The organism is Micrococcus lylae (assembly GCF_900163825.1).
Lineage (GTDB): Bacteria > Actinomycetota > Actinomycetes > Actinomycetales > Micrococcaceae > Micrococcus > Micrococcus lylae.
Genome location: NZ_FUKP01000025.1, coordinates 1 through 23,421, shown reverse-complemented (window position 1 = coordinate 23,421; position 23,421 = coordinate 1). Strand labels below are relative to the sequence as shown.

Annotated in this window: 18 protein-coding genes; 10 read left to right on the top strand and 8 right to left on the bottom strand. The window is 71.1% G+C overall.

Features of this window, described 5'->3' with window-relative positions; translation table 11 throughout:
• Nucleotides 1-57: 57 nt before the first annotated feature.
• The 3 genes from FM125_RS04245 to FM125_RS04235 form a co-directional block, all read right to left on the bottom strand.
• Nucleotides 58-1,620, bottom strand: a complete 1,563-nt coding sequence (locus FM125_RS04245) for an RNA polymerase sigma factor (protein WP_245829791.1) — start codon at nucleotides 1,618-1,620, stop codon at nucleotides 58-60.
• A 292-nt stretch (nucleotides 1,621-1,912) separates the two neighbouring features.
• A complete protein-coding gene (locus FM125_RS04240; RefSeq protein ID WP_087133750.1) occupies nucleotides 1,913-2,983 on the bottom strand; it encodes a DUF4192 family protein in 1,071 nt (356 codons plus the stop codon).
• 50 nt (nucleotides 2,984-3,033) lie between these two features.
• Nucleotides 3,034-3,996 carry a PAC2 family protein gene (locus FM125_RS04235; RefSeq protein ID WP_087133749.1) on the bottom strand — a complete coding sequence of 321 codons (963 nt, stop codon included), beginning with the start codon at nucleotides 3,994-3,996 and terminating at the stop codon, nucleotides 3,034-3,036.
• A 263-nt stretch (nucleotides 3,997-4,259) separates the two neighbouring features.
• Between FM125_RS04235 and FM125_RS04230 the strand changes: the two genes are divergently transcribed.
• From FM125_RS04230 to FM125_RS04215, 4 genes are all read left to right on the top strand, one after another.
• Entirely contained in the window at nucleotides 4,260-5,807 is a 1,548-nt protein-coding gene (locus tag FM125_RS04230; RefSeq protein ID WP_180525345.1) for a leucyl aminopeptidase, read from the top strand.
• A 118-nt stretch (nucleotides 5,808-5,925) separates the two neighbouring features.
• Nucleotides 5,926-7,305 carry a dihydrolipoyl dehydrogenase gene (gene lpdA, locus FM125_RS04225; protein ID WP_067188629.1) on the top strand — a complete coding sequence of 460 codons (1,380 nt, stop codon included), beginning with the start codon at nucleotides 5,926-5,928 and terminating at the stop codon, nucleotides 7,303-7,305.
• A 99-nt stretch (nucleotides 7,306-7,404) separates the two neighbouring features.
• Complete coding sequence (sucB, locus tag FM125_RS04220) at nucleotides 7,405-9,252, top strand: 2-oxoglutarate dehydrogenase, E2 component, dihydrolipoamide succinyltransferase (protein WP_087133747.1); 1,848 nt, start codon at nucleotides 7,405-7,407, stop codon at nucleotides 9,250-9,252.
• A gap of 22 nt (nucleotides 9,253-9,274) precedes the next feature.
• Nucleotides 9,275-9,628: a hypothetical protein gene (locus FM125_RS04215; RefSeq protein ID WP_067188633.1), complete on the top strand. Its 354-nt coding sequence runs from the start codon at nucleotides 9,275-9,277 to the stop codon at nucleotides 9,626-9,628.
• A 152-nt stretch (nucleotides 9,629-9,780) separates the two neighbouring features.
• On the opposite strand, the gene FM125_RS04210 is transcribed toward FM125_RS04215, so the two are convergent.
• Nucleotides 9,781-11,334 (bottom strand): serine/threonine-protein kinase, encoded by a 1,554-nt coding sequence (locus FM125_RS04210; RefSeq protein WP_180525342.1) that lies wholly within the window; start codon nucleotides 11,332-11,334, stop codon nucleotides 9,781-9,783.
• A gap of 241 nt (nucleotides 11,335-11,575) precedes the next feature.
• Between FM125_RS04210 and lipB the strand changes: the two genes are divergently transcribed.
• The 3 genes from lipB to FM125_RS04195 are packed head-to-tail and all read left to right on the top strand — an operon-like array spanning nucleotide 11,576 to nucleotide 14,119.
• The gene (gene lipB / locus FM125_RS04205; protein WP_070639256.1) at nucleotides 11,576-12,277 is read left to right on the top strand and encodes a lipoyl(octanoyl) transferase LipB; all 702 of its coding nucleotides are present in this window, start codon (nucleotides 11,576-11,578) and stop codon (nucleotides 12,275-12,277) included.
• On the top strand, nucleotides 12,274-13,281 hold the full coding sequence (gene lipA / locus FM125_RS04200) for a lipoyl synthase (protein ID WP_067188640.1): 1,008 nt from the start codon (nucleotides 12,274-12,276) through the stop codon (nucleotides 13,279-13,281). The genes lipB and lipA overlap by 4 nt, the downstream gene beginning before the upstream one ends.
• Before the next feature lie 25 nt (nucleotides 13,282-13,306).
• The gene (locus tag FM125_RS04195; protein WP_067188643.1) at nucleotides 13,307-14,119 is read left to right on the top strand and encodes a DUF4191 domain-containing protein; all 813 of its coding nucleotides are present in this window, start codon (nucleotides 13,307-13,309) and stop codon (nucleotides 14,117-14,119) included.
• 135 nt (nucleotides 14,120-14,254) lie between these two features.
• Here FM125_RS04195 and FM125_RS04190 read toward each other — a convergent pair whose 3' ends face one another.
• Nucleotides 14,255-14,758: an RDD family protein gene (locus FM125_RS04190; RefSeq protein ID WP_067188645.1), complete on the bottom strand. Its 504-nt coding sequence runs from the start codon at nucleotides 14,756-14,758 to the stop codon at nucleotides 14,255-14,257.
• Between the two features lie 163 nt (nucleotides 14,759-14,921).
• Here FM125_RS04190 and glnA point away from each other — a divergent pair, with 163 nt between their 5' ends.
• Together glnA and FM125_RS04180 are read left to right on the top strand one after the other, a co-directional pair.
• Nucleotides 14,922-16,346 (top strand): type I glutamate--ammonia ligase, encoded by a 1,425-nt coding sequence (gene glnA / locus FM125_RS04185; RefSeq protein WP_087133745.1) that lies wholly within the window; start codon nucleotides 14,922-14,924, stop codon nucleotides 16,344-16,346.
• Nucleotides 16,347-16,527: 181 nt separating this feature from the next.
• The gene (locus FM125_RS04180) at nucleotides 16,528-17,514 is read left to right on the top strand and encodes an LLM class flavin-dependent oxidoreductase (protein WP_087133744.1); all 987 of its coding nucleotides are present in this window, start codon (nucleotides 16,528-16,530) and stop codon (nucleotides 17,512-17,514) included.
• A 66-nt stretch (nucleotides 17,515-17,580) separates the two neighbouring features.
• On the opposite strand, the gene FM125_RS04175 is transcribed toward FM125_RS04180, so the two are convergent.
• The gene (locus FM125_RS04175) at nucleotides 17,581-20,676 is read right to left on the bottom strand and encodes a bifunctional [glutamine synthetase] adenylyltransferase/[glutamine synthetase]-adenylyl-L-tyrosine phosphorylase (RefSeq protein WP_087133743.1); all 3,096 of its coding nucleotides are present in this window, start codon (nucleotides 20,674-20,676) and stop codon (nucleotides 17,581-17,583) included.
• Nucleotides 20,677-20,692: 16 nt separating this feature from the next.
• The gene (locus FM125_RS04170; protein WP_087133742.1) at nucleotides 20,693-22,033 is read right to left on the bottom strand and encodes a glutamine synthetase family protein; all 1,341 of its coding nucleotides are present in this window, start codon (nucleotides 22,031-22,033) and stop codon (nucleotides 20,693-20,695) included.
• A 50-nt stretch (nucleotides 22,034-22,083) separates the two neighbouring features.
• Here FM125_RS04170 and panB point away from each other — a divergent pair, with 50 nt between their 5' ends.
• Entirely contained in the window at nucleotides 22,084-22,980 is an 897-nt protein-coding gene (panB, locus tag FM125_RS04165) for a 3-methyl-2-oxobutanoate hydroxymethyltransferase (RefSeq protein WP_087133741.1), read from the top strand.
• Between the two features lie 64 nt (nucleotides 22,981-23,044).
• Here the strand turns inward: panB and FM125_RS04160 are convergent, their stop codons facing one another.
• Nucleotides 23,045-23,254, bottom strand: a complete 210-nt coding sequence (locus FM125_RS04160; RefSeq protein ID WP_067188654.1) for a hypothetical protein — start codon at nucleotides 23,252-23,254, stop codon at nucleotides 23,045-23,047.
• Nucleotides 23,255-23,421: the final 167 nt, after the last annotated feature.

Below are 23,421 nucleotides of genomic sequence, written 5' to 3'. Positions count from 1 at the left end.
CGGTCAGCACTCCTTGATCCTGACGGATCCAGGAGCCACGAAGAAGGTAACGGGGACTCAGTCCAAGTAGTCGCGCAGCACCTGAGACCGGGACGGGTGGCGCAGCTTCGACATGGTCTTCGACTCGATCTGCCGGATGCGCTCCCGCGTCACGCCGTAGACCTTTCCTATCTCGTCCAGGGTCTTCGGCTGGCCGTCGGTGAGGCCGAAGCGCATGGCGACGACGCCGGCCTCGCGCTCGGAGAGCGTGTCCAGCACGGAGTGCAGCTGCTCCTGGAGCAGGGTGAAGGACACGGCATCCGACGGGACGACCGCCTCGGAGTCCTCGATGAGGTCGCCGAACTCGGAGTCGCCGTCCTCACCGAGCGGAGTGTGCAGCGAGATCGGCTCGCGGCCGTACTTCTGGACCTCGACGACCTTCTCCGGGGTCATGTCGAGCTCCTTGGCCAGCTCCTCCGGGGTGGGCTCGCGGCCCAGGTCCTGGAGCATCTGGCGCTGCACGCGGGCGAGCTTGTTGATGACCTCCACCATGTGCACCGGGATGCGGATGGTGCGCGCCTGGTCCGCCATCGCGCGGGTGATGGCCTGACGGATCCACCAGGTCGCGTAGGTCGAGAACTTGAAGCCCTTGGTGTAGTCGAACTTCTCGACGGCACGGATCAGCCCGAGGTTGCCCTCCTGGATGAGGTCCAGGAAGAGCATGCCGCGGCCGGTGTAGCGCTTGGCCAGGGAGACCACGAGACGAAGGTTCGCCTCGAGCAGGTGGTTCTTCGCCCGGCGGCCGTCCGCGATGATCAGCTGCATGTCGCGACGCTCGCGGTAGTCCTCGACCGGGTTCTCCTTCATCTTGTGCTCGGCGTAGAGGCCGGCCTCGATGCGCATCGCGAGGTCCACCTCCTGCTCCGCGTTGAGGAGGGCGACCTTGCCGATCTGCTTCAGGTAGTCCTTCACCGGGTCAGCGGTCGCACCGGCGACGACGACCTGCTGGACCGGTGCGTCGTCCTCCGAGTTGTCCACCACGAAGCCGCCGGAGGAACCGGCGTCCTCACCCTTCTTGTCGCCCTTGACGCCGGCCTGCTCCTTGGCCGCCGACTCGTCGGACTGGGGCTCTTCGACCTCGGTCTCCTCGACGGCGTCGGGCGCGGTCGGCTGGAGGTCCTCGAGCTCCGCGGCGGCCTTGGCCGAGGCCTTCTTCGTTGCAGGCCTGCGGGATGCGGTCTTCGCGGCCGGAGCTTTCGCGGCCGCCGTGCCGGTGGTCTTCTTCGCTGCGGTAGAGGTCTTCTTCGCCGAAGAGGACTTCGCGGTCGAGGCAGACCCGGTGCCCGTGGTCTTCTTCGCCGCGGGGGTCTTGGCGGTGGAGGCCTTCTTGGTCGCGGTCGACGTCGTCTTCTTCGCCGCGGCGGTGGAGGTCTTCTTCGCCGAAGAGGACTTCGCGGTCGAGGCAGACCCGGTGCTCGTGGCCTTCTTCGCCGCAGGCTTCTTCGCAGCGGTCGTCGTCGAGCCCGTCGTACCGGACTTCTTGGCCGCGGTGGTCTTGCGAGCGGTGGTCTTCTTCGCGGCGGGGGTCGAGGTGGTCTCCGGACCGTCCTGCTTGCCGCTGGTGGTCGACGTCGGGGTCACACGTGGCCTTTCGGTTGGTCCGCGGCCGTTCCGCGGGTGTCTGCAGTGGCGCGCACCGTCGCCCCTCCGGTCCGGTGGAGGACCGCTGGGAGCCGACATGCGCGTGACCCTGTCAAGTCCAGGCCTGACGGCCACACCGCGCTGCGGCGTGTCCGGCGACCGCAACGGACTCCAGGGTCTTCGGTGCGCACAACACGGCCTGCTGACGGTCTATTCCCGCTCGGGACGGAAATGCTCCGCGGCCTGCCGTGAGGCCCGATTATGCCACGCAGCCCCTCGCCCGGCCGGGCCCTCACCCGGCGGGTCGCCAGGCGGTCCGCGGGTTCGACGCCCAGCCGGCGATGCGCCCGCCCTCGACCAGACGGAGGAGCAGGGAGGTCAGGCCGTGGCCTGGCCGCAGGCGCCAAGCCTCCTCGAGGTGCGCGCCGGCCCGTGACCCCTGCCCTCGGGCCCAGGCGATCCATCCGACCACGGCGAGCGCATTGGCCGCCTGCTCGACGGGCAGGTCCGGGACGGCGGCCCGCAGCTCGTCGTGGAGACGGTCGAGCAGGTCCCAGCGCGGCGCCTCGTCCGAGTCGGCGAAGAAGAGGTCGACGGGACAGGCGTCGGGCCCCGCGTCGTGGTCATGCCCGACGGCGGCCATCCCCAGCAGGCGGTCCCGCCACAGGGGCAGCGCCAGCGGGGCCGCAGCCTGCCTGCGGTTCAGCACGCCGATGTGCGACCGCCCGGCCAGGATCCGCGCCCAGAGTCCGAGCCAGGCGGTGATCGAGGCCTCGTCGTCGTCCGGCGGCAGCGGCCAGGGGACGTGCTGTGCCGCCGGGGTGGGCACATCTGCGCGTCCGGGCCCGGAGTTCCAGATCGACCCCTCCGCCGCCATCAAGGACAGGGAGACGGCGCTCAGCTCGGGGGAACCGATCGGGCGCGGCTCGTCGTCCTGGCCGACGTCGATGTCCTCACCCTCTCCGGTCCAGGCGACGGCGGCCCCGTCCTCCACGCACCATGCGGCCACGACGGGGACTCCGGCCCGCTGGAGAACTGCTCGCAGGACCGGCGCCAGCGGCCGGTGCACGGACTCGTCCAGGCCGGGCTCATGGACGACGAGCAGGCAGCCGTCGGCGTCGCGGTCCGAGCGGACGGCGCGGGCGACGGCCTCGGCCCAGCGTCGCCGCGTCCCCTCTGCCGACGGGGCGGGGACGGGGACGTCGACCCGCGCCACGGCGCGCATGGTCTTCCCCCGGAGGGTGATGAAGCAGAGGCTGGAGCGGGGCAGTCGGCCCAGGACGTGCCCGATGTAGCCGAGCAGGTCGTCGACGTCGCGGGCCGAGGCGTGCGGGACGGTGGCGGTGTGCTGTGTGGTGTCCATGCCGTCACGCTGGACCGCCGTGCCGTTTCAGGCCAGCGCGACCCCTTGCGTCACGGCGTGTCTGTGGACGGGCCCGGGCCCTCGTCGTCCTGTGCAGGAGAGGAGGGGCGTGCGGACGGGCCACCCTCCCGTCCGAGCAGGTACGCCTCCACGGCCGAGGCGAGTTCGTCGCCGTCGGGGAGTCCCTCGGAGGTCTCGAGCAGGGACCGCCCCTGCTCCGCGACGTTCTGGTCGAAGGTGCGTTCAAGACCGGACACCATGGCCTGGATCTCCTCGGAGCCTGCGGTCTGCCGTTCGAGCTCGGCCTCGACGTCCCGTGCCTTGTCCCGCAGCTCGTCGGTGGGGAGCATCAGCCCCATGGCGGCGCCGGCGTACTCGAAGGCCGCGACCGCCGCCTGGGGGAACTTCGCCTCGGCGATGTAGTGCGGCACGTGCAGCGAGTAGCCGGCCGTCGGGATGCCCTTCTCCTCGGCGGCCGTCTCCAGCAGCTGGAGCATCCCGGCCATCATCTCGGCCTCGGCGGACCAGGTGCTCAAGCCCGCCAAGACGTCGGTGCGCGTGCCATGGGCGGTCACGCCGACCCGGCGCGTGTGCGGCACGGGCATCGGCACGGAGTCGACGAGGACGAACGAGTTGACCCTCCAGCGGTCGGCCAGCTCCAGGACCTCTGCGGCGAAGCCGTGCCATCGGAAATCCGGCTCCGGCCCGGAGAGCATGAGGAACGGATGGCCCAGCAGGTCCTTCACGAGATCCACGCCGATGCGCGGCACCTGCAGGTCCAGATAGCGGTCCCGCTCGAAGCGCACGTGCGGACGGCGGGCGCGGTAGTCGTAGACGGCGTCCAGGTCGACGTCCGCCACCGGGGTGGTCTCCAGCCGGTCACGGACGGCCTCGCGCAGCTGGCGGGCCACGCGTCCGGCGTCCATGTGCCCGGAGAGGGCGACCAGAAGGTCGAGCCCCTCGGGCACCTCCACGCCGGGGTGCAGGGTCATGAGCGTCTCGGGAGTCTGCATGGCCGCGGCCTCACCTGGTCCTTCCTGGTCCGGTTCCTCGATCTCGGCGCAGACGGCTCGCCGTCGGCCCCGCCTCGATCCACAACGATGCCGCATGCCGGTCCATTCCCCGCACGATGCGGGTCGTCCGCCGATGCCGCGCCGCTCCGATCGCCCGCCGCGAACGGCTCGCAACAGGCGACGATAGGATCGGGCGTGACGCGCATCATGCCGCGGGGTCCGCCCGTGCCCGGCACAGCGCGCTCGCGACCAGAACCATCGACATGGAAACGAGGACCGACGACGTGATCACCACCGATCGTCCGACCCTGACCACCTGCACGCTCGAGGGCACCGACGCCGCTGCCCTCGTGATCGGCGTGGGCACCGGCGCCGACGGCGCCGAGCTGCTGGCCAACCCCCTGCCGGCCGACGCGGCGGAGAGACTCCAGTCCCTGCTGGAGCCGCTGGGCGTCTCGGGCAAGGCGGACGAGGTCGTCCGCGTGCCGGGCGTGGAGGGCTGCCCCGTCGAGCTGGTCGTGCTCACCGGCGTCGGCTCGGTGGAGGACGCCGAGCCGACCGAGGAGGCCCTGCGCCGCGCCGCCGGCGCCGCGGTCCGCGCCCTCGCCGGCACCGAGAAGGTCGCCGTGGGCCTGCCGGCCGACACGGCCGAGCGTCTCGCCGCCGTCGCCGAGGGCGCCGGCATGGGCTCCTACGCCTTCACCGCCCACAAGTCCGCCAAGGACGCCGAGGCCGCCCGCCGCTCCGCCCCGGTCTCCGCCCTGTCCTTCGTGACCGAGGCCGCCGACGCCGAGGCCGTCCTCGAGCGCGCTGGGCACATCGCCGACGCCGTGTGCGCCACCCGCGACCTCATCAACACCCCGCCGTCGCACCTCTACCCGGAGACCTTCGCGAAGACCGTGGAGGAGGACCTCGCCGGCTCGGGCGTCTCCGTCAAGGTCTGGGACGACAAGCAGCTGCTCGCCGAGGGCTTCGGCGGCATCATGGGCGTCGGCCAGGGATCCTCGCGCCTGCCGCGCCTCGTGCGCATCGAGCACGCCCCTGCTGACGCCGCGGCCCACATCGCCATCGTGGGCAAGGGCATCACCTTCGACACCGGGGGCATCTCCCTGAAGCCGGCGACGTCCATGACCACCATGAAGTCGGACATGGGCGGCGCGGCCTCCGTGTTCGCCGTCGTGCGCGCCGCCGCCCGCCTCGGCCTGAAGGTCAAGGTCACCGGCTGGCTCGCCCTCGCCGAGAACATGCCCTCGGACACCGCGATCCGCCCGTCCGACGTCCTGACCATGTACGGCGGCAAGACCGTCGAGGTCATGAACACCGACGCCGAGGGCCGCCTGGTCATGGCCGACGCCATCGTCGCCGCCACCGAGGAGACCCCGGATGTCGTCATGGACATCGCGACCCTCACCGGCGCCCAGATGATCGCGCTGGGCACCCGCACCACCGGCATCATGGGCGACGACGAGATCCGTGACGAGCTCGTCGCCACCGCCGACCGCGTGGGCGAGACCGCCTGGGCCATGCCGATCCCGGAGAACCTGCGCGCCTCGCTGGACTCCCGCGTGGCAGACATCTCCAACGTGGGTGACCGCTTCGGCGGCATGATGTCCGCCGCCGCATTCCTGCGTGACTTCGTGGACGCCTCCCGCGACGAGTCCGAGCGCGCCGAGTCCCCCACCCCGTGGGCACACCTGGACATCGCCGGCCCCTCGTTCAACGAGTCCGCCCCGTACGGCTACACCCCGAAGGACGCCACCGGCACGATGGTCCGCACCCTGATTGGTTTCATCGCGGGCCGCGCCGGGTAAGGTAGACACGACCGTCCGCACCGGACCTGCGGCGGCGCCGACACCACGGGCGTCGCCGCGGGTCGGTCGGCATCCGGACAGCAATCAGCGATCGATCCAGCACCCAAGGAGCTCCATCGTGGCCGACAAGGCATCCGCTCAGGAATTCGACGTCCTCGTCCTCGGCGGTGGTTCCGCCGGCTACGCAGCCGCGCTGCGTTCCGTCCAGTACGGCAAGACCGTCGGTCTCGTCGAGAAGGCCAAGCTCGGCGGCACCTGCCTCCACACGGGCTGCATCCCCACCAAGGCGTACCTGCACGCCGCGGAGGTCGCCGATGAGACCCGCCACGCCGAGAAGTTCGGCGTCAAGGCCACCCTCGAGTCGGTCGACATGTCCGCCGTCCGCGACTACAAGGACGGCATCGTCGCCGGCAAGCACAAGGGCCTGTCCGGCCTGATGAAGATGCGCAAGATCCAGGTCATCGAGGGCGAGGGCAAGCTCGTCTCCGAGAACGAGATCGAGGTCGACGGCACCCGCTACAAGGGCGAGAACATCGTCCTGGCCTCCGGCTCCGTCTCCAAGACCATGGGCCTGCCAATCTCCAAGAAGATCATGACCTCCACCGAGGCCCTGGAGCTCGACTACACCCCGAAGTCCGCCATCGTCCTGGGCGGCGGCGTCATCGGCTCCGAGTTCGCCTCCCTGTGGAACTCCTTCGGCGTCGAGGTCACCGTCATCGAGGGCCTCGAGCACCTCGTCCCGAACGAGGACCCGGCCATCATCAAGGTCCTCGAGCGCGAGTTCAAGAAGAAGGGCATCAAGACCAACCTCGGCACCTTCTTCGACAAGGTCGAGGAGACCGAGGACGGCGTCAAGGTGACCCTCGCCGACGGCAAGGAGTTCACCGCCGAGGTCTGCCTCGTCGCCGTGGGCCGCGGTCCGAACACCGAGGGCATGGGCTACGAGGATCAGGGCATCAAGATGGACCGCGGGTTCGTCCTGACCGACGAGCGCCTCCACACCGGCGTCGGCAACATCTACGCCGTCGGCGACATCGTCCCGGGCCTGCAGCTCGCCCACCGCGGCTACCAGCAGGGCATCTTCGTCGCCGAGGAGATCGCCGGCAACAACCCCATGGTCGTCGAGGACGTCAACATCCCGAAGGTCACCTTCACCGAGCCGGAGATCATGTCCGTCGGCCTCACCCAGCCGAAGGCCGAGGAGAAGTACGGCAAGGACAACGTCGAGATCACCGAGTACAACCTGGCCGGCAACGGCAAGTCCTCCATCCTCGGCACCGGCGGCATCATCAAGATGGTCCGCCAGAAGAACGGCCCGATCGTCGGCGTGCACGGCATCGGCAAGCGCATCTCCGAGCAGATCGGCGAGGCGCAGCTCATCGTGAACTGGGAGGCCTACCCGGAGGACGTGGCGGCCTTCGTCCACGCCCACCCGACCCAGAACGAGTCGCTGGGCGAGGCCGCCATGGCCCTGTTCGGCCACCCGCTGCACGGCTGACCCCATCCACCCAGACATCCCGACCCGCGTCCCCGCGGGCCGGACAGACCACCCGACGACTGCGACGACGGTCGTCCGTCCGTGAGGAGAATCGGCCACATGTCCGAAACCGTGAACCTTCCCGCACTCGGCGAATCCGTGACCGAGGGCACCGTGTCCCGCTGGCTCAAGGAGGTCGGTGACGAGGTCGCCGTCGACGAGCCGCTCGTGGAGGTGTCCACCGACAAGGTCGACACCGAGATCCCGTCCCCGGTCGCCGGCGTCCTCGAGGAGATCCTCGTCGAGGAGGACGACACCGTGGAGGTCGGCGCCCCGCTCGCCACCATCGGCGACGGCGAGGGCGGCGGCGCGTCCGACGACTCCGACGACGACGCCGAGGCCGAGGAGGACGCCTCCGAGGCCGCGGCCGCCGACGAGTCGGACGACTCCGACGACTCCGAGGAGAAGGAGGAGGTCAAGGCCGACAAGGGCTCCTCCTCCGGCGAGACCACCGAGGTCACTCTCCCGGCCCTGGGCGAGTCCGTCACCGAGGGCACCATCAGCCGCTGGCTCAAGGAGGTCGGTGACGAGGTCGAGGTCGACGAGCCGCTGCTCGAGGTCTCCACCGACAAGGTCGACACCGAGATCCCGTCCCCGGTCGCCGGCAAGCTCGTCGAGATCAAGGCCGAGGAGGACGAGACCGTCGAGGTCGGCGCCGTCCTAGCCCTCGTCGGCGACGGCTCCGGCTCCTCCGACTCCGACGGCGGCTCCACCGATGACGCGGTGACGGAGGACGAGTCCGACGCCTCGGCCGAGGAGATCGAGGAGAAGGCCACACAGGCCGAAGCTCCCGAGAAGACCGAGGAGGCGGTCGAGGAGGCCGCGGACGAGGACGCCGACCAGGACGAGGACGGCGCCAAGCCCGAGGAGACCTCTCCGTCCGAGGAGGCCTCCAAGCGCGCCGACCGCGAACGTCAGGGCGCCGACACCCCGACGGCCACCGAGCCGGGCCAGGGCTACGTCACTCCGCTGGTGCGTCGCCTGGCCAAGCAGCACAACGTGGACCTGTCCACCGTTCGCGGCACCGGTGTGGGCGGTCGCATCCGCAAGCAGGACGTGCTCGCCGCCTCCCTGGCCGCGGGCGAGGCTGCCTCCGGCACCGAGAAGAAGGCCGCCCAGGCCCAGGCCCCGGCTGCCGCCGCCTCCGCTCCGGCCGCTCCGGTCGGGTCCTCCGTGGACCCGTCGGTCCGCGGCAACACGGAGAAGGCCCCGCGCATCCGCCAGGTCATCGCCCAGCGCATGCGCGAGTCTCTGGACCTGTCCACGCAGCTGACCCAGGTGCACGAGGTCGACCTGACCCGCATCGTGAACCTGCGCGCCCAGGCCAAGGCCTCCTTCCAGGAGCGCAACGGCGTGAAGCTGACCTACCTGCCATTCATCGCCCAGGCCGTGGCCGAGGCGCTGAAGCAGCACCCGAAGCTGAACGCCTCGTTCTCCGAGGACAACAAGGAGATCACCTACCACGCCTCCGAGGACCTGGCGATCGCCGTCGACACCGACAGGGGCCTGCTCGTCCCGGTGATCAAGGACGCCGGCTCGCTGAACCTCTCGGGCCTCGCTCAGAAGATCGCCGATGTGGCGGACCGTGCCCGCACCAACAAGATCGGTGCGGACGAGCTGTCCGGCGGCACCTTCTCGATCACCAACATCGGCTCGGTCGGTGCCCTGTTCGACACCCCGATCATCAACCAGCCGCAGGTGGCCATCCTCGGCACCGGTGCGATCGTGAAGCGTCCGATGGTGGTCACCGACGCCGACGGCAACGACTCGATCGGCATCCGCCACATGATGTACCTGTCCCTGACCTACGACCACCGTCTGGTGGACGGCGCGGACGCCGGCCGCTTCCTGATGACGCTGCGCCAGCGTCTCGAGGCGGGCGAGTTCGGTCACGAGCTGGGTCTCTGACGAAAGGAATCCCCCGCACACCATGGACTTCACCGACGTCCTCCGCCTGATCTTCCTCGCCCTCCACTTCATCTCGGTGGCAGCGGTGCTGGGAGGCTGGTTCGCCAACTTCAAGCGTCCGACCGTCACCACCTCGCAGTGGTGGGGTGCGATCGGCATGCTGGTCTCCGGCATCGCTCTGGCCGCGATCGTCTCGATCGTGGGAGATGCGAACCACATGAAGCTCGGCATCAAGCTGCTCGTCGGAGTGATCGTCTTCGTGGCGGCCCTGATCGGACGCCGCAAGATCAATTCCGGTGAGTCGGTCGGCACGGGCCTCGCCCACGCCGTCGGCGGCATGGCGCTGATCAACATCCTGGTGGCGGTCTTCATCTGATCGTCGGCGGCACACGCCGTCAGCAGCAGGGGTCGGCCCGGTGAGCATCGCTCGCCGGGCCGGCCCCTTCTCCGTGTCCGGGGAACCGGCGGCCCACGCCCTCCCCGGCGGTCCGCCCCCTCCGGCTGCGCCGTCGTCACGACGACGGCCGCTCACCTCGGGCGCACCTCGCTCACCTTCCAGCCGTCCTCCGTCCGCTCCATCACAAGGGTCGCGGCGTCACGTCGCGCGACCTCCGCGGTGAGCACCTCGCCGTTGCCGTCCACGAGCCGGTGAGCCGAGGTCTCCAGCACCACGGGGACGGCCGCCACGGTCGGCCGCTGCCCCGATCCAGCGTCAGCCTCACCGTCCGGTGTCACGGACAGCTCCAGGCCGTCGAACCGCGTGTCTTCTGCCCGGAGGCGTTCGATCACCGTGCGGTCCGCCATGCCCGCGTCCGAGTCGGGGACCGCGTAGGCCGCCACGGCGGCGGCGTCGGCGTGGGCGAGGGCCCTCGCACGCTCTGTGGCCACCCGTTCGAGCACGTGCGCGTCGGGAAGCGCGGGGTCCGCCTCCGGCCTGCGACCGTCGGTTCCGGCCGTCTGCGAGGCAGCAGTGTCCGGCCCCGCTCCGGACGGCGGGGCGTCGCCCTGTCCTCCGGACGGCGGGGCATCACCCTGTCCTCCGGACGGTCTTTGGCGCGGATCAGCCGTTGCTGTCGAATCCGTAGCTGCGGCGGCCTGCCTCGGCCGTGTCGGCTCTGTCCCGCCCTGCTCCCGCAAGTCGTGCGTGTCAGCCGGTGCGAAGAGCATCAGCGCTGTCGTCATGGCTGCAGCGGCCGCCGCGAGTCCTCCGGCGGCCGGCAGCATCCGGCCCCGCCTCCGGCTCGGTCGAGCGCGCCCCGAGCGTCCCGGTGCCGTGGGCGCCGGCCGCACCGTCGGCAGGACGAGCGCCACCTCCGGGGAGGCCGATGCGTGCAGGAGGACGGGCTCGCACTCCCCCGTGGCATACAGCGCATGGGCGAACTCCTCCGCGCTCGGCCTGTGTTCGGGCACGGGGTCGAGGCAGGCGTCCAGCAGGTCGGCGAGCTCTGCTCCGGCGTCCGGGACCAGCACCGGCAGCGGCGCCCGGTCGTCGAACCCGGCCGGCGCCCGCCCGGTGAGGCAGAACCAGGCGACGGCGCCGAGGGCGAACACATCCGCCGCGGCGCCTGGGGCCCCGTCCCCGTGCGCCCCATCCACTGTCTCCGGCGCGGCGAACCCGGGGGTGCCGCCTGCACGGTCCTGCCCGCCCAGCAGCCGCGAGGCACCCAGGTCGGACAGGGCAGGCCGGCCGTCGACGTCGAACAGGATGTTGGCCGGGGAGACGTCCCCGTGCACGATGCCCTCCTCATGCAGGGACTGCAGGGCTTGGGCGATCGGCACCACGGCCGTCCGCATCCGGGCCACCGGGAGCGGACCGCCGGCACGCACGAGCGCGGCCAGGCTCCCACCTGCCAGCAGCTCGGTGAGCAGACCGGTGCCGCGGTCGGTCTCGACCTCACCGAGCGGCGCCACGAGGTGGCGGTGGCGGTGGTGCCGCAGCGCGGCCGCCTCCTGGGCCAGGCCCTCCGCCCCGCCGGGCAGCGGCACCTTGAGCGCCGCCTGCTCCCCGCCCGGCCCGCGGACCTCCCAGACCTCCGCGTCGGCGCCGGCGCCCAGCCGGCGCCCCACGGTCCACCCGGGCACCCGGGGCCTGCCCGGCGGCTCCGTCTCCTGCGGCGCGTGCTCCCGCCCACGCTCGCCGCCTCCCTCTGCCCCGGGGCCTCCCCGGGGCGTGTCCCCGCTCTCCTGCGAAGCCTGCATCTTTGAGCTCCCTCGCGTCCGGCTCGGCGTGACCGGTGCGGTCCCGCCACGGCCATTCTGGACGCACCACGCCGTGCCCCTCTGAAGTTATCCACACCCTGCCTGAACCGATAGAGTGGCGGGCATGTCTGAGCTCTCTGTGCCCCCGGTGCGCGTCCTCGGCTTCGATCCCGACTTCGTCGACTACCGCGAGGCGTGGGACCTGCAGCGATCGCTGCACGCTCAGGTCGTCTCCGGCGCGTCCGAGGGACAGATCCTCCTGCTCGAGCACTCCCCCGTCTACACGGCCGGCCGCCGCACCGAGGACGCCGAGCGCCCCAGGGACGGCGCCGAAGTGATCGACGTGGACCGCGGCGGGAAGATCACCTGGCACGGACCGGGCCAGCTCGTGGGCTACCCGATCGTCCGGCTGCGGGACCGCGCCCACGTGAAGGACTTCGTCTGGTTCATCGAGGAGCTGCTCATCCGCACCGCGGCCGAGTACGGGGTCACCGCCGTCCGCGTGGACGGCCGTGCCGGCATCTGGTGCCTGGCAGACCGGGCCCCGGACGGCGCCCAGCGCCCCGACCGCAAGCTCGGCGCCATCGGCCTGTCCATCCACGAGGGCGTCTCGATGCACGGATGGGCCCTGAACTGCTCCAACTCGCTGGAGCCGTTCTCCACGATCATCGCGTGCGGCATCGCCGACGCCTCCACCACCACCCTCTCCGCGGAGATCGGACGCACGGTCACCCCGGCCGACGTCCGTCCTGTGCTCGAACGCCACCTCGCCGAGCTCGCCCCGCAGTACATCTCCACCGCCGACCCGGAAGGACACCCCGCATGAGCCCCGCACCCGAAGGCCGCCGCCTGCTCCGCGTCGAGGCGCGCAACGCCGAGGTCCCGGTCGAGCGCAAACCGGAGTGGATCAAGGCCAAAGTCCACATGGGCCCGGAGTACATCGGTCTGAAGAACAAGGTGAAGCGCTCGGGCCTGCACACCGTCTGCGAGGAGGCGGGCTGCCCCAACATCTACGAGTGCTGGGAGGACCGCGAGGCCACCTTCCTCATCGGCGGCGACATCTGCACGCGCCGCTGCGACTTCTGCGACATCGCCACCGGCAAGCCGCGTCCGCTGGACATGGAGGAGCCGCAGAAGGTCGCCGAGAACATCCGCGAGATGGGCCTGCGCTACGCCACCGTCACCGGCGTGGCCCGAGACGACCAGAAGGACGGCGCGGCCTGGCTGTACGCGGAGACCATCCGCAAGGTCCACGAGCTGAACCCGAACACCGGCCTGGAGATCCTGCCGCCGGACTTCGGGGCCGTGCCGGAACTCGTCCAGCAGGTGTTCGACGCCCGCCCGGAGGTGTTCGCCCACAACCTGGAGACCGTGCCGCGCATCTTCCGCAAGATCCGCCCGGCCTTCACCTACGAGAAGTCCCTCAAGGTCCTGTCCATGGCCAAGGAGGACGAGCTCGTCACCAAGTCGAACCTCATCCTCGGCATGGGCGAGGAGGACCACGAGATCGACCAGGCCCTCGTGGACTTGCACGAGGCCGGCTGCGACATCATCACCATCACCCAGTACGTGCGTCCGTCGAAGCTGCACCACCCGATCGACCGCTGGGTGAAGCCGCAGGAGTTCGTGGACTGGTCCAAGCGCGCCGAGGAGATCGGCTTCGCCGGCGTCATGGCCGGGCCGCTGGTGCGCTCCTCCTACCGTGCCGGCAAGCTCTACGCCTCGGCGCTGGAGAAGCTCGGCCGGACCCTCCCGGAGCACCTGTCCCAGCTGGCCGGCGAGTCCACGGCGCGCCAGGAGGCCGCCGCCGTCGTCGCCCGGATGGGCTGATCAGCGCAGGTAGACTGGAAAGGCTATGGCCAAGAACTCCGCATCCTCTCAGCCCGGCTCGCCGTCGCCCTCCCTCAAGGAGGTCAAGGCGATGCAGCGCGACCGCCGTCGCCAGATGAAGGCAGACAAGAAGTCCGACCGCGCGGCCAAGCGCGCCGAGCGCAGCCGCAAGCCCGGCATCATCACGCAGCTGAAGCAGGTCTTCAGCATGACCCGCCAGCACTACCCGAAGCTGGTGCTGTGGATGGTGCTCGCCTTCGTGGCGACCCTGCTGGTCGGACTGCTCATCGGCCTGCTGCTGCACAACTGGATCACCTGGCTGCTGATCTCCATCCCGTTCGGCGTCCTGGCGGCGATCATCGTGATGAACCGCTTCGCCGAACGCGCGATGTTCGCCCAGATCGACGGCCGCCCGGGTGCCTCCGGCGCCGCCCTGTCCACGCTGAAGCGCGGCTGGATCGTCTCCCAGGAGCCGGTCGCCGTGAACCCGCGCACCCAGGACGTCGTCTACCGTGCGATCGGCCGCCCGGGCGTCGTCCTGGTGACCGAGGGCCCGTCCAACCGCATCGCGAAGCTCGTGAACAAGGAGGAGCGCGCCATGAAGCGCTTCCTGCCGAACGTGCCGGTGCGCGTCGTGGAGACCGGTCATGGCGAGGGGCAGGTCCCGCTGCACAAGGTCGTCAAGACCCTCAAGGCCATGGAGAAGAAGCTGACCAAGCACGAGGTCAACGCGGTGGACAAGCGCCTGTCCGCCATCGGCTCCGCCAAGCTCCCGATCCCGAAGGGCGTCGACCCCATGAAGGCCCGCCCGGACCGCCGGAGCATGCGCGGACGCTGACCGGCCCGCTTCCCGCACCGCGGACCAGACGATGACGGACCGTCACCTCGCGAGGTGACGGTCCGTCGTCGTTGTCCCGCCCGCGACACCGTCCGGCGCCCGGCGCCGAAGGCCCCGCACGCAGGCGCCTCGGTCTCACATGACGAGCTCCACGGTGCCGGCGGCCTTGTCGTGGAGGCTGCGGCCGTCCGGGTCCACGATCATCAGCGGCAGCACCAGGCACAGCAGGACGGTGCGCAGCAGGATCCTGTGCACGGGCGCGGTGGAGCCGCCGCCCAGGGGCACCACCTGGATGCGGACGAGGGCCTTGCCCACCGTGGTGGCGAGCAGGGACAGGCCGAGTACGTGCATGACGGCCAGGGCGATGAGGGTGGCCAGGGCGTTGCCGCCGAAGAAGACGTTGGAGATCACCAGGGCGATGGCCCAGTCGATGCAGAGCGCGCCGATCCGGCGCAGGGGGCGAGCCAACGAGCTCGGCCCGGACTCCGGCAGGCCGAGCCGGTCGCCGGGCCACCGGCCGGCATGGATGTTGCCGCCGGGCCCGTCCACCCAGCCGGCCATCTCCCGGCGGGTGATCAGCGGCTCGCTCCGGCCGCCCTGGGGTCGCTGCTGCCGCGGGGTCTTCTCGTCTCTGGCCACCCCACCAGCGTAGTCGGGGTCCGCCGGCAGCGCGTTACACGCCGGAAACACCCGCGGCATGACCGCGTCACGCCGCTCACGTAGTGTGAAGGAAGCTCCACGGAGGAAGAAGTCCTGCCGCGGACGCCCCCCACTGCCGCACAAGGAAGGCCAGGCGAGAACAATGTTCAGCTCTGTCGAGGAAGTCCTCACGTTCATCAAGGAGGAGGGCGTCGAGTTCGTGGACATCCGCTTCACCGACCTGCCGGGCGTCCAGCAGCACTTCAACGTGCCGGCCACGACCGTGGACGAGGACTTCTTCCGCGACGGCCAGCTCTTCGACGGCTCCTCCATCCGCGGCTTCGCCGGCATCGCCGAGTCTGACATGCAGCTGATCCCGGACATCGCCACCGCCTACGTGGACCCGTTCCGCAGACGCAAGACCCTGGCGATGAACTTCTCGATCGTGAACCCGCGCACCGGCGAGCCGTACCACCGCGATCCGCGCGGTGTCGCCCAGCGTGCCGAGGAGTACCTGACCGCCTCCGGGATCGCAGACACCGCGTTCTTCGCCCCCGAGGCCGAGTTCTACGTGTTCGAGGACGTGCGCTACTCCTCCCGCCCCAACCACGCCTTCTACGCCGTGGACTCGGACGAGGCCTGGTGGAACACCGCCCGCGAGGAGGCCGGCGGCAACCTGGGCAACAAGATCCGTCAGGGCGGCGGCTACTTCCCCGTCTCCCCCATCGACAAGCAGGCGGACCTGCGCGACGAGATGTGCGCCGTCCTCGGCAAGGTCGGCCTCGAGGTGGAGCGCTCGCACCACGAGGTGGGCGCGCCCGGCCAGGCCGAGATCAACTACCGGTTCAACACCCTCACGCACTCGGCGGACGACCTGCAGAAGTTCAAGTACGTCATCAAGAACGTGGCGGAGCAGTTCGGCAAGACCGTCACCTTCATGCCGAAGCCGGTGTTCGACGACGGCGGCTCCGGCATGCACTGCCACCAGTCCCTGTGGACCGACGGCGAGCCGCTGTTCTACGACGAGAAGGGCTATGCCAACCTCTCGGACACGGCCCGCTGGTACATCGGCGGCCTGCTCAAGCACGCCTCCGCCGTCCTGGCGTTCACCAACCCGACCGTGAACTCCTACCGCCGCCTCATCCCGGGCTTCGAGGCGCCGGTCTCGATGGTCTACTCCCAGGGCAACCGCTCCGCCGGCATCCGCATCCCGATCACCGGCTCGAACCCGAAGGCCAAGCGCATCGAGTTCCGCGCCCCGGACGCCTCCGGCAACCCGTACCTGGCCTTCGCGGCCCAGCTGATGGCGGGTCTGGACGGCATCCGCAACCGCATCGAGCCGGCCGAGCCGATCGACAAGGACCTCTACGAGCTCCCGCCGGAGGAGGCCAAGGACATCCAGAAGGCCCCCTCCTCGCTGGAGGAGGCGCTGAGCGCCCTCGAGGAGGACCACGAGTTCCTGCTCGCCGGCGACGTCTTCACCGAGGACCTCATCCAGGCCTGGATCGACTACAAGCGCGAGACCGAGATCGCCCCGCTCGCCGCCCGCCCGAACCCCTACGAGTTCGAGCTGTACTACTCCTGCTGACGTCATAGCAGGGATTCCTCGGGCGTAGTCCGCTAGGAGTCCGCGCGGCCCCGCAGCCTCCCTCCGGAGGGTGCGGGGCCGTCGTCGTGGTGGCCGGCACGCGCCGGCGGCGCGGAATAACGACGACGGCCCGGGCGCTGGCACTGACGACCCACCGTCGTCTGCCCACCGGAGGACCACCATGACCGCGCTGCCGATCTCGATGCTCGACCTGGCCACCGTGAAGCCGGGACGGACGGTGGCCGAGGCCCTGTCCGAGTCCGTGCAGCTCACGCAGGCCGCCGAGGAGCAGGGCTTCACGCGCGTGTGGTTCGCCGAGCACCACAACATGCCGGGCATCGCCTCCTCCGCCACCGCCGTGCTCCTGGCCCACGTGGCCACGCAGACCTCCACCATCCGGCTGGGCTCCGGCGGCGTCATGCTGCCCAACCACTCCCCGCTGGTGATCGCCGAGCAGTTCGGCACGCTCGCCGAGCTCCATCCGGGACGCATCGACCTCGGACTGGGCCGTGCCCCGGGCACCGACCAGCGCACCCTGCAGGCCCTGCGCCGCTCCCCCGACGCCGCCGAGGACTTCCCCCAGGACGTCCTGGAACTTCAGGGCTACCTGCGCGGTGAGTCCCGCCTGCACGGCGTGGACGCGTACCCCGGCAAGGGGACGGACGTGCCGCTGCACATCCTCGGCTCCTCCGCCTTCGGCGCACAGCTGGCCGCCCGCCTCGGCCTGCCCTACGCCTTCGCCAGCCACTTCGCCCCGGACATGCTCGAGCACGCCGCGCGGATCTACCGCGAGACCTTCCAGCCGTCCGAGCAGCTGGCCGAGCCCCACTTCATGGCGGCGATGAACGTGGTGGCCGCGGACACCGAGGAGCAGGCCCGTGCCGAGTACGAGCACGCGCTGCGCCTGCGTGTGCAGATGCTGGTCGGCCGCGGACGGGACTACACCGACCAGGAGCTCGACCTGCTCATGGACTCGCCCGCCGCCGCGCAGGTGATCCGCATGGTGCGGCACACCGCCGTGGGCACCGGCGAGCAGGCCGCCACCCACGTCCGCGACTTCGCGGCACAGAGCGGCGCGGACGAGGTGATGGTGACCGCCATGGCCCCGAGCCTGACGGTGCGCCGGCGCACGGTCGAGCTGCTCGGCGAGCACGTGGTGCGCGGCTGACGGACCGGTGGCACGCGGCCGTCCCTCCGAGGGAGTCTCCGGCGCAGGCCGGCCACCGGCATGGGGTCAGAGCCCGTAGAAGTGCTTCTCGAACACCTGGCGGGCATGGCGCATGGTGCGCTTGACGTGCTCCTCGACGTCGCCGGCGTGGTGCCCGGGTCCGGCGCACCAGCGGGCGAGCGCGGCCACGTCCCGGGTGTGGGAGGGCAGCACGTCCGAGGCCTTGCCGGACCAGAGGTAGCCGGCTGCACGGATGCGGCTGCACAGCAGCCACGCCTTCTCGAGGGCCTCGGCGTCCGCGGCCGGGAGCAGGTCCAGGGACACCAGCGCGCGCAGCGCCGGAAGGGTGGACGTGGTGCGCAGCGAGGAGTGTTCGCCGGCATGGCGCAGCTGCAGGGTCTGCACGAGCCACTCGACGTCCGAGAGGCCGCCGGGGCCGAGCTTCACATGGCGGGAGGGCTGCACGCCGCGCGGCAGCCGCTCGGACTCCACGCGGGCCTTGATGCGCCGGATCTCCCGCAGGTCCCCGGCGGAGAGTCCGCCGCTGTAGCGGACGGAGTCCGCCCAGTCCCCGATCTCCTCGAGCAGCGAGGACTCGCCGGCGAGGGGACGGGCACGCAGCAGCGCCTGGCGCTCCCACACCTCTGCCCAGCGCTGGTAGTACTCGCGGTACGAGTCCATCGAGCGCACGAGTGGTCCCTGACGTCCCTCCGGGCGCAGGTCCGCGTCCACCACGAGGGCGGGTTCCCCCGGCAGGGCGGGCTTCGCCGGCTGCTTGAGCAGGGCGGTGAGCTGCTTGGCGATCGCCACGGCCTGGTGCTGGGCCGCCTCCGGGTCCGCGCCCTCGCGCGGGCGGTGGACGAACATGGCGTCCAGGTCCGAGCCGTAGGTGATCTCGCGGCCGCCCTGACGGCCCATCGCCACGACGGCGACGTCGGTGAGCAGCTCCTCCTCCTGCTCGACCGCGGCCAGGCACACGTGCAGGGCTCCGAGCACGGCCACGTGGTCCACGTCGGAGAGCGCCCTGACGGTCTGCTCGAGGTCGATATGACCGGAGGCGTCGGCCAGGGCGACGCGGAGGATCTCGCGGCGGCGGGCGTGTCGCACATGGCGGACCACCTTGGCCGGCTCCTCGGACCGGTCTCGGCGGGACAGGACGGCGCGGGCCTGCTTCCACAGGGCCTCCGGCTCCATCGGCTCGAGCTGGCGGTCGTCGCCGAGCCAGGCGGTCGACTCCGGGGAGTGCTCCAGCAGGTCACCGATGAACCGGGAGCTGGAGAGCACGCCGCACAGGCGCTGGGCGGCCGCGTTGGAATCGCGGAGCATGCGCAGGAACCAGGAGCTCGCCCCGAGGGACTCGGAGAGCCGACGGAAGGCGAGCAGACCGCCGTCCGGGTCCGGTCCGTCCGCGAACCAGCCGAGCATGACCGGCAGCAGCTGGCGCTGCATCGCGGCGCGGCGGGACAAGCCCCGGGTGAGGGACTCGATGTGCCCCAGGGCTCCCTTCGGGTCGCGGTAGCCCAGGGCGGCCAGGCGCTCCTGGACCGCCTCGGCGGTGAGCTTGACCTCGTCGTCGGACAGGGCCGCCGTGGTGGACAGCAGCGGCCGGTAGAAGATCCGCTCGTGCAGCTGACGGACCTCACGGCGCACGGTGCGGAAGGTCTCGGAGAGCTCCTCGCCGCCGGCATGGCGCTGCTCGCCCTGCGCCTGCATGGAGCGGGCGACCACGCGCAGCGCCTCCTCCTTCGTGGGCATCAGGTGCGTGCGCCGCAGGTGGACGAGCTGGATGCGGTGCTCGAGGGTGCGCAGCCAGCGGTAGCGGGCGGCGAACGCCTCGGCGTCACGGGTGGAGATGTAGGAGGCCTCGCACAGCCGGTCGATGGCCTCGAGTGTGGAGCGGACGCGCACGGTCTCGTCCGCACGCCCGTGGACGAGCTGCAGCAGCTGCGCCGTGAACTCCACGTCCCGCAGACCTCCGCTGCCGAGCTTGATCTCCCGGTCCCGGTCCGCGTGGGCGATGGTGTCCATGACCCGGCCGCGCATCTTCTGCACGCTCTCCACGAAGCCCTCCTGGGCGGAGGACTTCCACACCAGCGGCCACATGCGGTCCATGTACTCCGCGCCGAGGGCGGTGGAGCCGGCGATCGGGCGGGCCTTGAGCAGCGCCTGGAACTCCCAGCCGTGGGCCCACCGCCGGTAGTACTGCGCGTGGGAGTCCACCGTGCGGGACAGCGCCCCGTCCCTGCCCTCGGGCCGCAGGTTGGCGTCCACCTCCCAGAGGTTCGGCTCGGGGGCGGCGCCGTAGACGACCTTGCCGATGCCGCCGGCCATCTCGGCAGCCACCACGGCGGCCGTCGTCTCGTCCTGGCCCTCGCCGGCGGCGTGGACGAAGACCACGTCCACGTCGGAGATGTAGTTGAGCTCGCGGGCGCCGCACTTGCCCATGCCGATCACGGCGAGGTCGAGGGTCGCGGCGGCCTCGCCGTGACGTTCGACGGCGGCGGCCCGGGCCACGGCGAGCGCGGCGTCGATCGCGGCACCGGCCAGGTCGGCCAGCCAGGCGGAGACGGACGGTTCGATCAGGGTGGGGTCGGCCGAGCCGAGGTCCTGCAGGGCGATCGCGGTGATCTGCCGGCGGTAGGCCCGACGCAGGGCCACGGCGGCCTCCGCATCGGTCCGGCCGGCCACGGGTCGCTCGGCCTCCGGGTCTGCGCCGACCGACTCGAGCAGCAGGCGACGCAGGGCTGCGGACTCGTCCTGCCAGTCCTGGCCGGTCGCGGCCGGGTCGCGCTGGGTCAGGGCGGGAGCGGTGGCGGCGGCCCGCTGGGGATCGGAGACGAGGTCCAGGTGCTCCGGGCGCCGGATGAGGAACTCGCCGAGGGCCTCGGACGCGCCCAGCAGGCGGGCCAGCCGCGCTGCCTGCTCCTCGTCCGCCACGATCCCCTTCGCGTCGGGCTCACGCTCGATCAGGCGCAGCCAGAGCAGCAGCGCCTGTTCCGGGTCCGGGGCGTGGGACAGTGCGGCCACGAGGGCCTCGAGGTCCACGCCCTCGAATTCCCTCTGGCCCATGAGGGAGCGGGCACGGTCCAGGTCCGTGAATCCGGCGGCCGTCAGGGCGCGGCGCTGGAGGGACTCGGCGTCGGCCCCGGGCAGCGAGGTCATCGGCGTCTCCCTCCGCTCAGAGGCCGCTGAGGTAGCGCTTGATCTCGTACTCGGTGACCTGGACCCGGTAGTCGTCCCACTCCTGGGCCTTGTTCCGCAGCAGGGTCTCGAAGACGTGCTCGCCGAGGACTTCGGCCACGAACTCGGAGTCCTCCATGATGCGCAGGGCGTCGTGCAGGGTGCCCGGCAGCGGCTGGTGGCCGAGGGCGCGACGTTCCATGGTGGTCAGCGCCGAGATGTCCTCGGCGGCGGCCTCGGGCAGCTCGTAGCCCTCCTCGATGCCCTTGAGGCCGGCGGCCAGCAGCAGGGCGTAGGCGAGGTAGGGGTTCACCCCGGCGTCCAGGCCGCGGTACTCGATGCGGGCAGAGCCCGCCTTGTCCGGCTTGTAGAGCGGCACGCGCACGAGGGCGGATCGGTTGTTGTGGCCCCAGGACACGTAGGCGGGCGCCTCGCCGCCGCCCCACAGGCGCTTGTAGGAGTTCACGAACTGGTGGGTCACCGCGGTGATCTCCACCGAGTGGTGCAGCAGGCCGGCGATGAACTGCCGCGCCGTGGTGGAGAGCCGGTACTCGTCCGAGGGGTCGTAGAACGCGTTGGAGTCGCCCTCGAAGAGGGAGAAGTGGGTGTGCATGCCAGAGCCCGGGTGCTCGGAGAAGGGCTTGGGCATGAAGGTGGCGTAGTGGTCGTTGAGCGAGGCCACCTCCTTGATCACCGTGCGGAACGTCATGATGTTGTCCGCGGTGGTCAGTGCGTCGGCCGCGCGCAGGTCGATCTCGTTCTGTCCGGGGCCGCCCTCGTGATGGCTGAACTCCACGGAGATGCCCATGTCCTCCAGCAGCGTCACGGCGTGGCGGCGGAAGTCCTGGGCCACGCCGCCGGGGACGTGGTCGAAGTAGCCGGCGGAGTCCACCGGGACCGGCTTGCCGTCCGGTCCGGGCTGGGGGGACTGCAGCAGGTAGAACTCGATCTCCGGGTGCGTGTAGCAGCTGAAGCCCATGTCCGCGGCCCTGTTCAGGACGCGGCGCAGCACGTGGCGGGGATCGGCCGGGGAGGGCTCGCCCTCCGGGGTGAGCACGTCGCAGAACATGCGTGAGGTGCGCTCCTGCTCACCGCGCCACGGGAGGATCTGGAAGGTGGACGGATCCGGCTGCAGGAGCATGTCGGACTCGAAGATGCGGGTGTAGCCGTCGATCGAGGAGCCGTCGAAGCCCAATCCCTCGGTGAAGGCGCCCTCCACCTCGGCCGGGGCCAGCGCCACGGACTTGAGGGTGCCGATGACGTCGGTGAACCAGAGGCGGACGAAGCGCACGTCCCGGTCCTCGATGGTGCGGAGCACGAAATCCTGCTGTCGATCCATGCACGTCACTGTAGTCGGCGTGGTGCACGCCACTGCGTAGACTCGGGCACATGTCGACCCAGCATCCCCAGGCCGCCGACAGCGCGGTCGCACCCGCTTCCGCAGACGCCGCCGACGAGACCGCCGTGTACGGGCCGCCCGCCCCGTCCCGCTACCGCACCGTGCACCTGCAGAGGGCCAAGGACGAGGGACGGCGGTTCGCGATGCTCACCGTCTACGACGCCATGACGGCCGCCCTGTTCGACGCCGCGGGCGTCGAGGCGCTGCTGGTCGGCGACTCGGTCGGCAACACCGTGCTGGGCCACTCCTCGACCCTGCCGGTCACCGTGGAGGACATGGTGACCTTCTCCGCCGCCGTCGTCCGCGGCGTACAGCGGGCCTTCGTGGTGGCGGACCTGCCCTTCGGCTCCTACGAGGAGTCCCCCGAGCAGGCCGTCCGCTCCGCCATGCGCCTGGTGAAGGAGGCCGGGGTGCACGCCGTGAAGATGGAGGGTGACGAACGCTTCGTCCCCCATGTGGAGGCCATGACCGCCGCCGGCATCGCCGTGGTGGCCCACATCGGGTTCACCCCGCAGTCCGAGCACGTGCTCGGCGGCTACCGGGTGCAGGGCCGCGGCGACGGCGCGGCCGACCGGATGATCGCCTCCGCCCGCGCCCTCGAGGCGGCCGGCGCGTTCTGCGTGCTCATGGAGATGGTCCCCACCGAGGTCGCCCGTGCCGTGGACGAGGCCCTCACCGTCCCGACCATCGGCATCGGCGCCGGCGGCGGCACCACCGGACAGGTCCTCGTCTGGCAGGACATGCTCGGCCTCTCCGACCGCAGGAAGCCCCGCTTCGTGAAGCAGTACGCGGACCTGCACTCCGTGATCACCGACGCCGTGGCCGCCTACCGCCGGGACGTGATCACCGGCGCCTTCCCGGCCCCGGAACACCAGTTCGAGTCCTGACGGCCTCCCGCTGCCGCGCGCCCGTCGCCGCAGGCGGCCGGGAGCACGACGGCGGGGCCCAAGGTCAGTCGGCGTCGTTGCCGGGACGGTTGTCCCACTTGCTGTCCTCGTCGTCCGCGGCGTCCGCGGCCTCGTTGTTGGCCGCGACCTTCGCCATCGCCCCCTCGGCCTCCTCGCGGGAGCCGTAGGGGCCCAGCAGCTGCGACCAGTCCGACTGGGCGCCCTGCTCGACCTGGCCGGTGCGGGTGTTGTACCAGAACTCTTTCTCGCTCATGGGGGCGAGCGTAGCCCCCGAGTAGGCTGGACACCATGCCCGAATCGCGTCCTGCAGCACCGTCCAGCCACAACGGCCCCCGTCCGGAGGGCCCGCCCGCGCCCCAGGAGGGCTCGCGTGCCCCGATCGGCACCCTGACCCCGGGCGTCCTCTCCCCCGCCCCCCCC

Bases quoted from the DNA above. Each gene is read 5' to 3' on its own strand.
- FM125_RS04240 (WP_087133750.1), bottom strand. From the start codon at position 2,983: ATGGACACCACACAGCACACCGCCACCGTCCCGCACGCCTCGGCCCGC.
- FM125_RS04235 (WP_087133749.1), bottom strand. From the start codon at position 3,996: ATGCAGACTCCCGAGACGCTCATGACCCTGCACCCCGGCGTGGAGGTG.
- FM125_RS04230 (WP_180525345.1), top strand. From the start codon at position 4,260: ATGGAAACGAGGACCGACGACGTGATCACCACCGATCGTCCGACCCTG.
- sucB (WP_087133747.1), top strand. From the start codon at position 7,405: ATGTCCGAAACCGTGAACCTTCCCGCACTCGGCGAATCCGTGACCGAG.
- FM125_RS04215 (WP_067188633.1), top strand. From the start codon at position 9,275: ATGGACTTCACCGACGTCCTCCGCCTGATCTTCCTCGCCCTCCACTTC.
- lipB (WP_070639256.1), top strand. From the start codon at position 11,576: ATGTCTGAGCTCTCTGTGCCCCCGGTGCGCGTCCTCGGCTTCGATCCC.
- lipA (WP_067188640.1), top strand. From the start codon at position 12,274: ATGAGCCCCGCACCCGAAGGCCGCCGCCTGCTCCGCGTCGAGGCGCGC.
- FM125_RS04195 (WP_067188643.1), top strand. From the start codon at position 13,307: ATGGCCAAGAACTCCGCATCCTCTCAGCCCGGCTCGCCGTCGCCCTCC.
- glnA (WP_087133745.1), top strand. From the start codon at position 14,922: ATGTTCAGCTCTGTCGAGGAAGTCCTCACGTTCATCAAGGAGGAGGGC.
- FM125_RS04180 (WP_087133744.1), top strand. From the start codon at position 16,528: ATGACCGCGCTGCCGATCTCGATGCTCGACCTGGCCACCGTGAAGCCG.
- FM125_RS04175 (WP_087133743.1), bottom strand. From the start codon at position 20,676: ATGACCTCGCTGCCCGGGGCCGACGCCGAGTCCCTCCAGCGCCGCGCC.
- FM125_RS04170 (WP_087133742.1), bottom strand. From the start codon at position 22,033: ATGGATCGACAGCAGGATTTCGTGCTCCGCACCATCGAGGACCGGGAC.
- panB (WP_087133741.1), top strand. From the start codon at position 22,084: ATGTCGACCCAGCATCCCCAGGCCGCCGACAGCGCGGTCGCACCCGCT.
- FM125_RS04160 (WP_067188654.1), bottom strand. From the start codon at position 23,254: ATGAGCGAGAAAGAGTTCTGGTACAACACCCGCACCGGCCAGGTCGAG.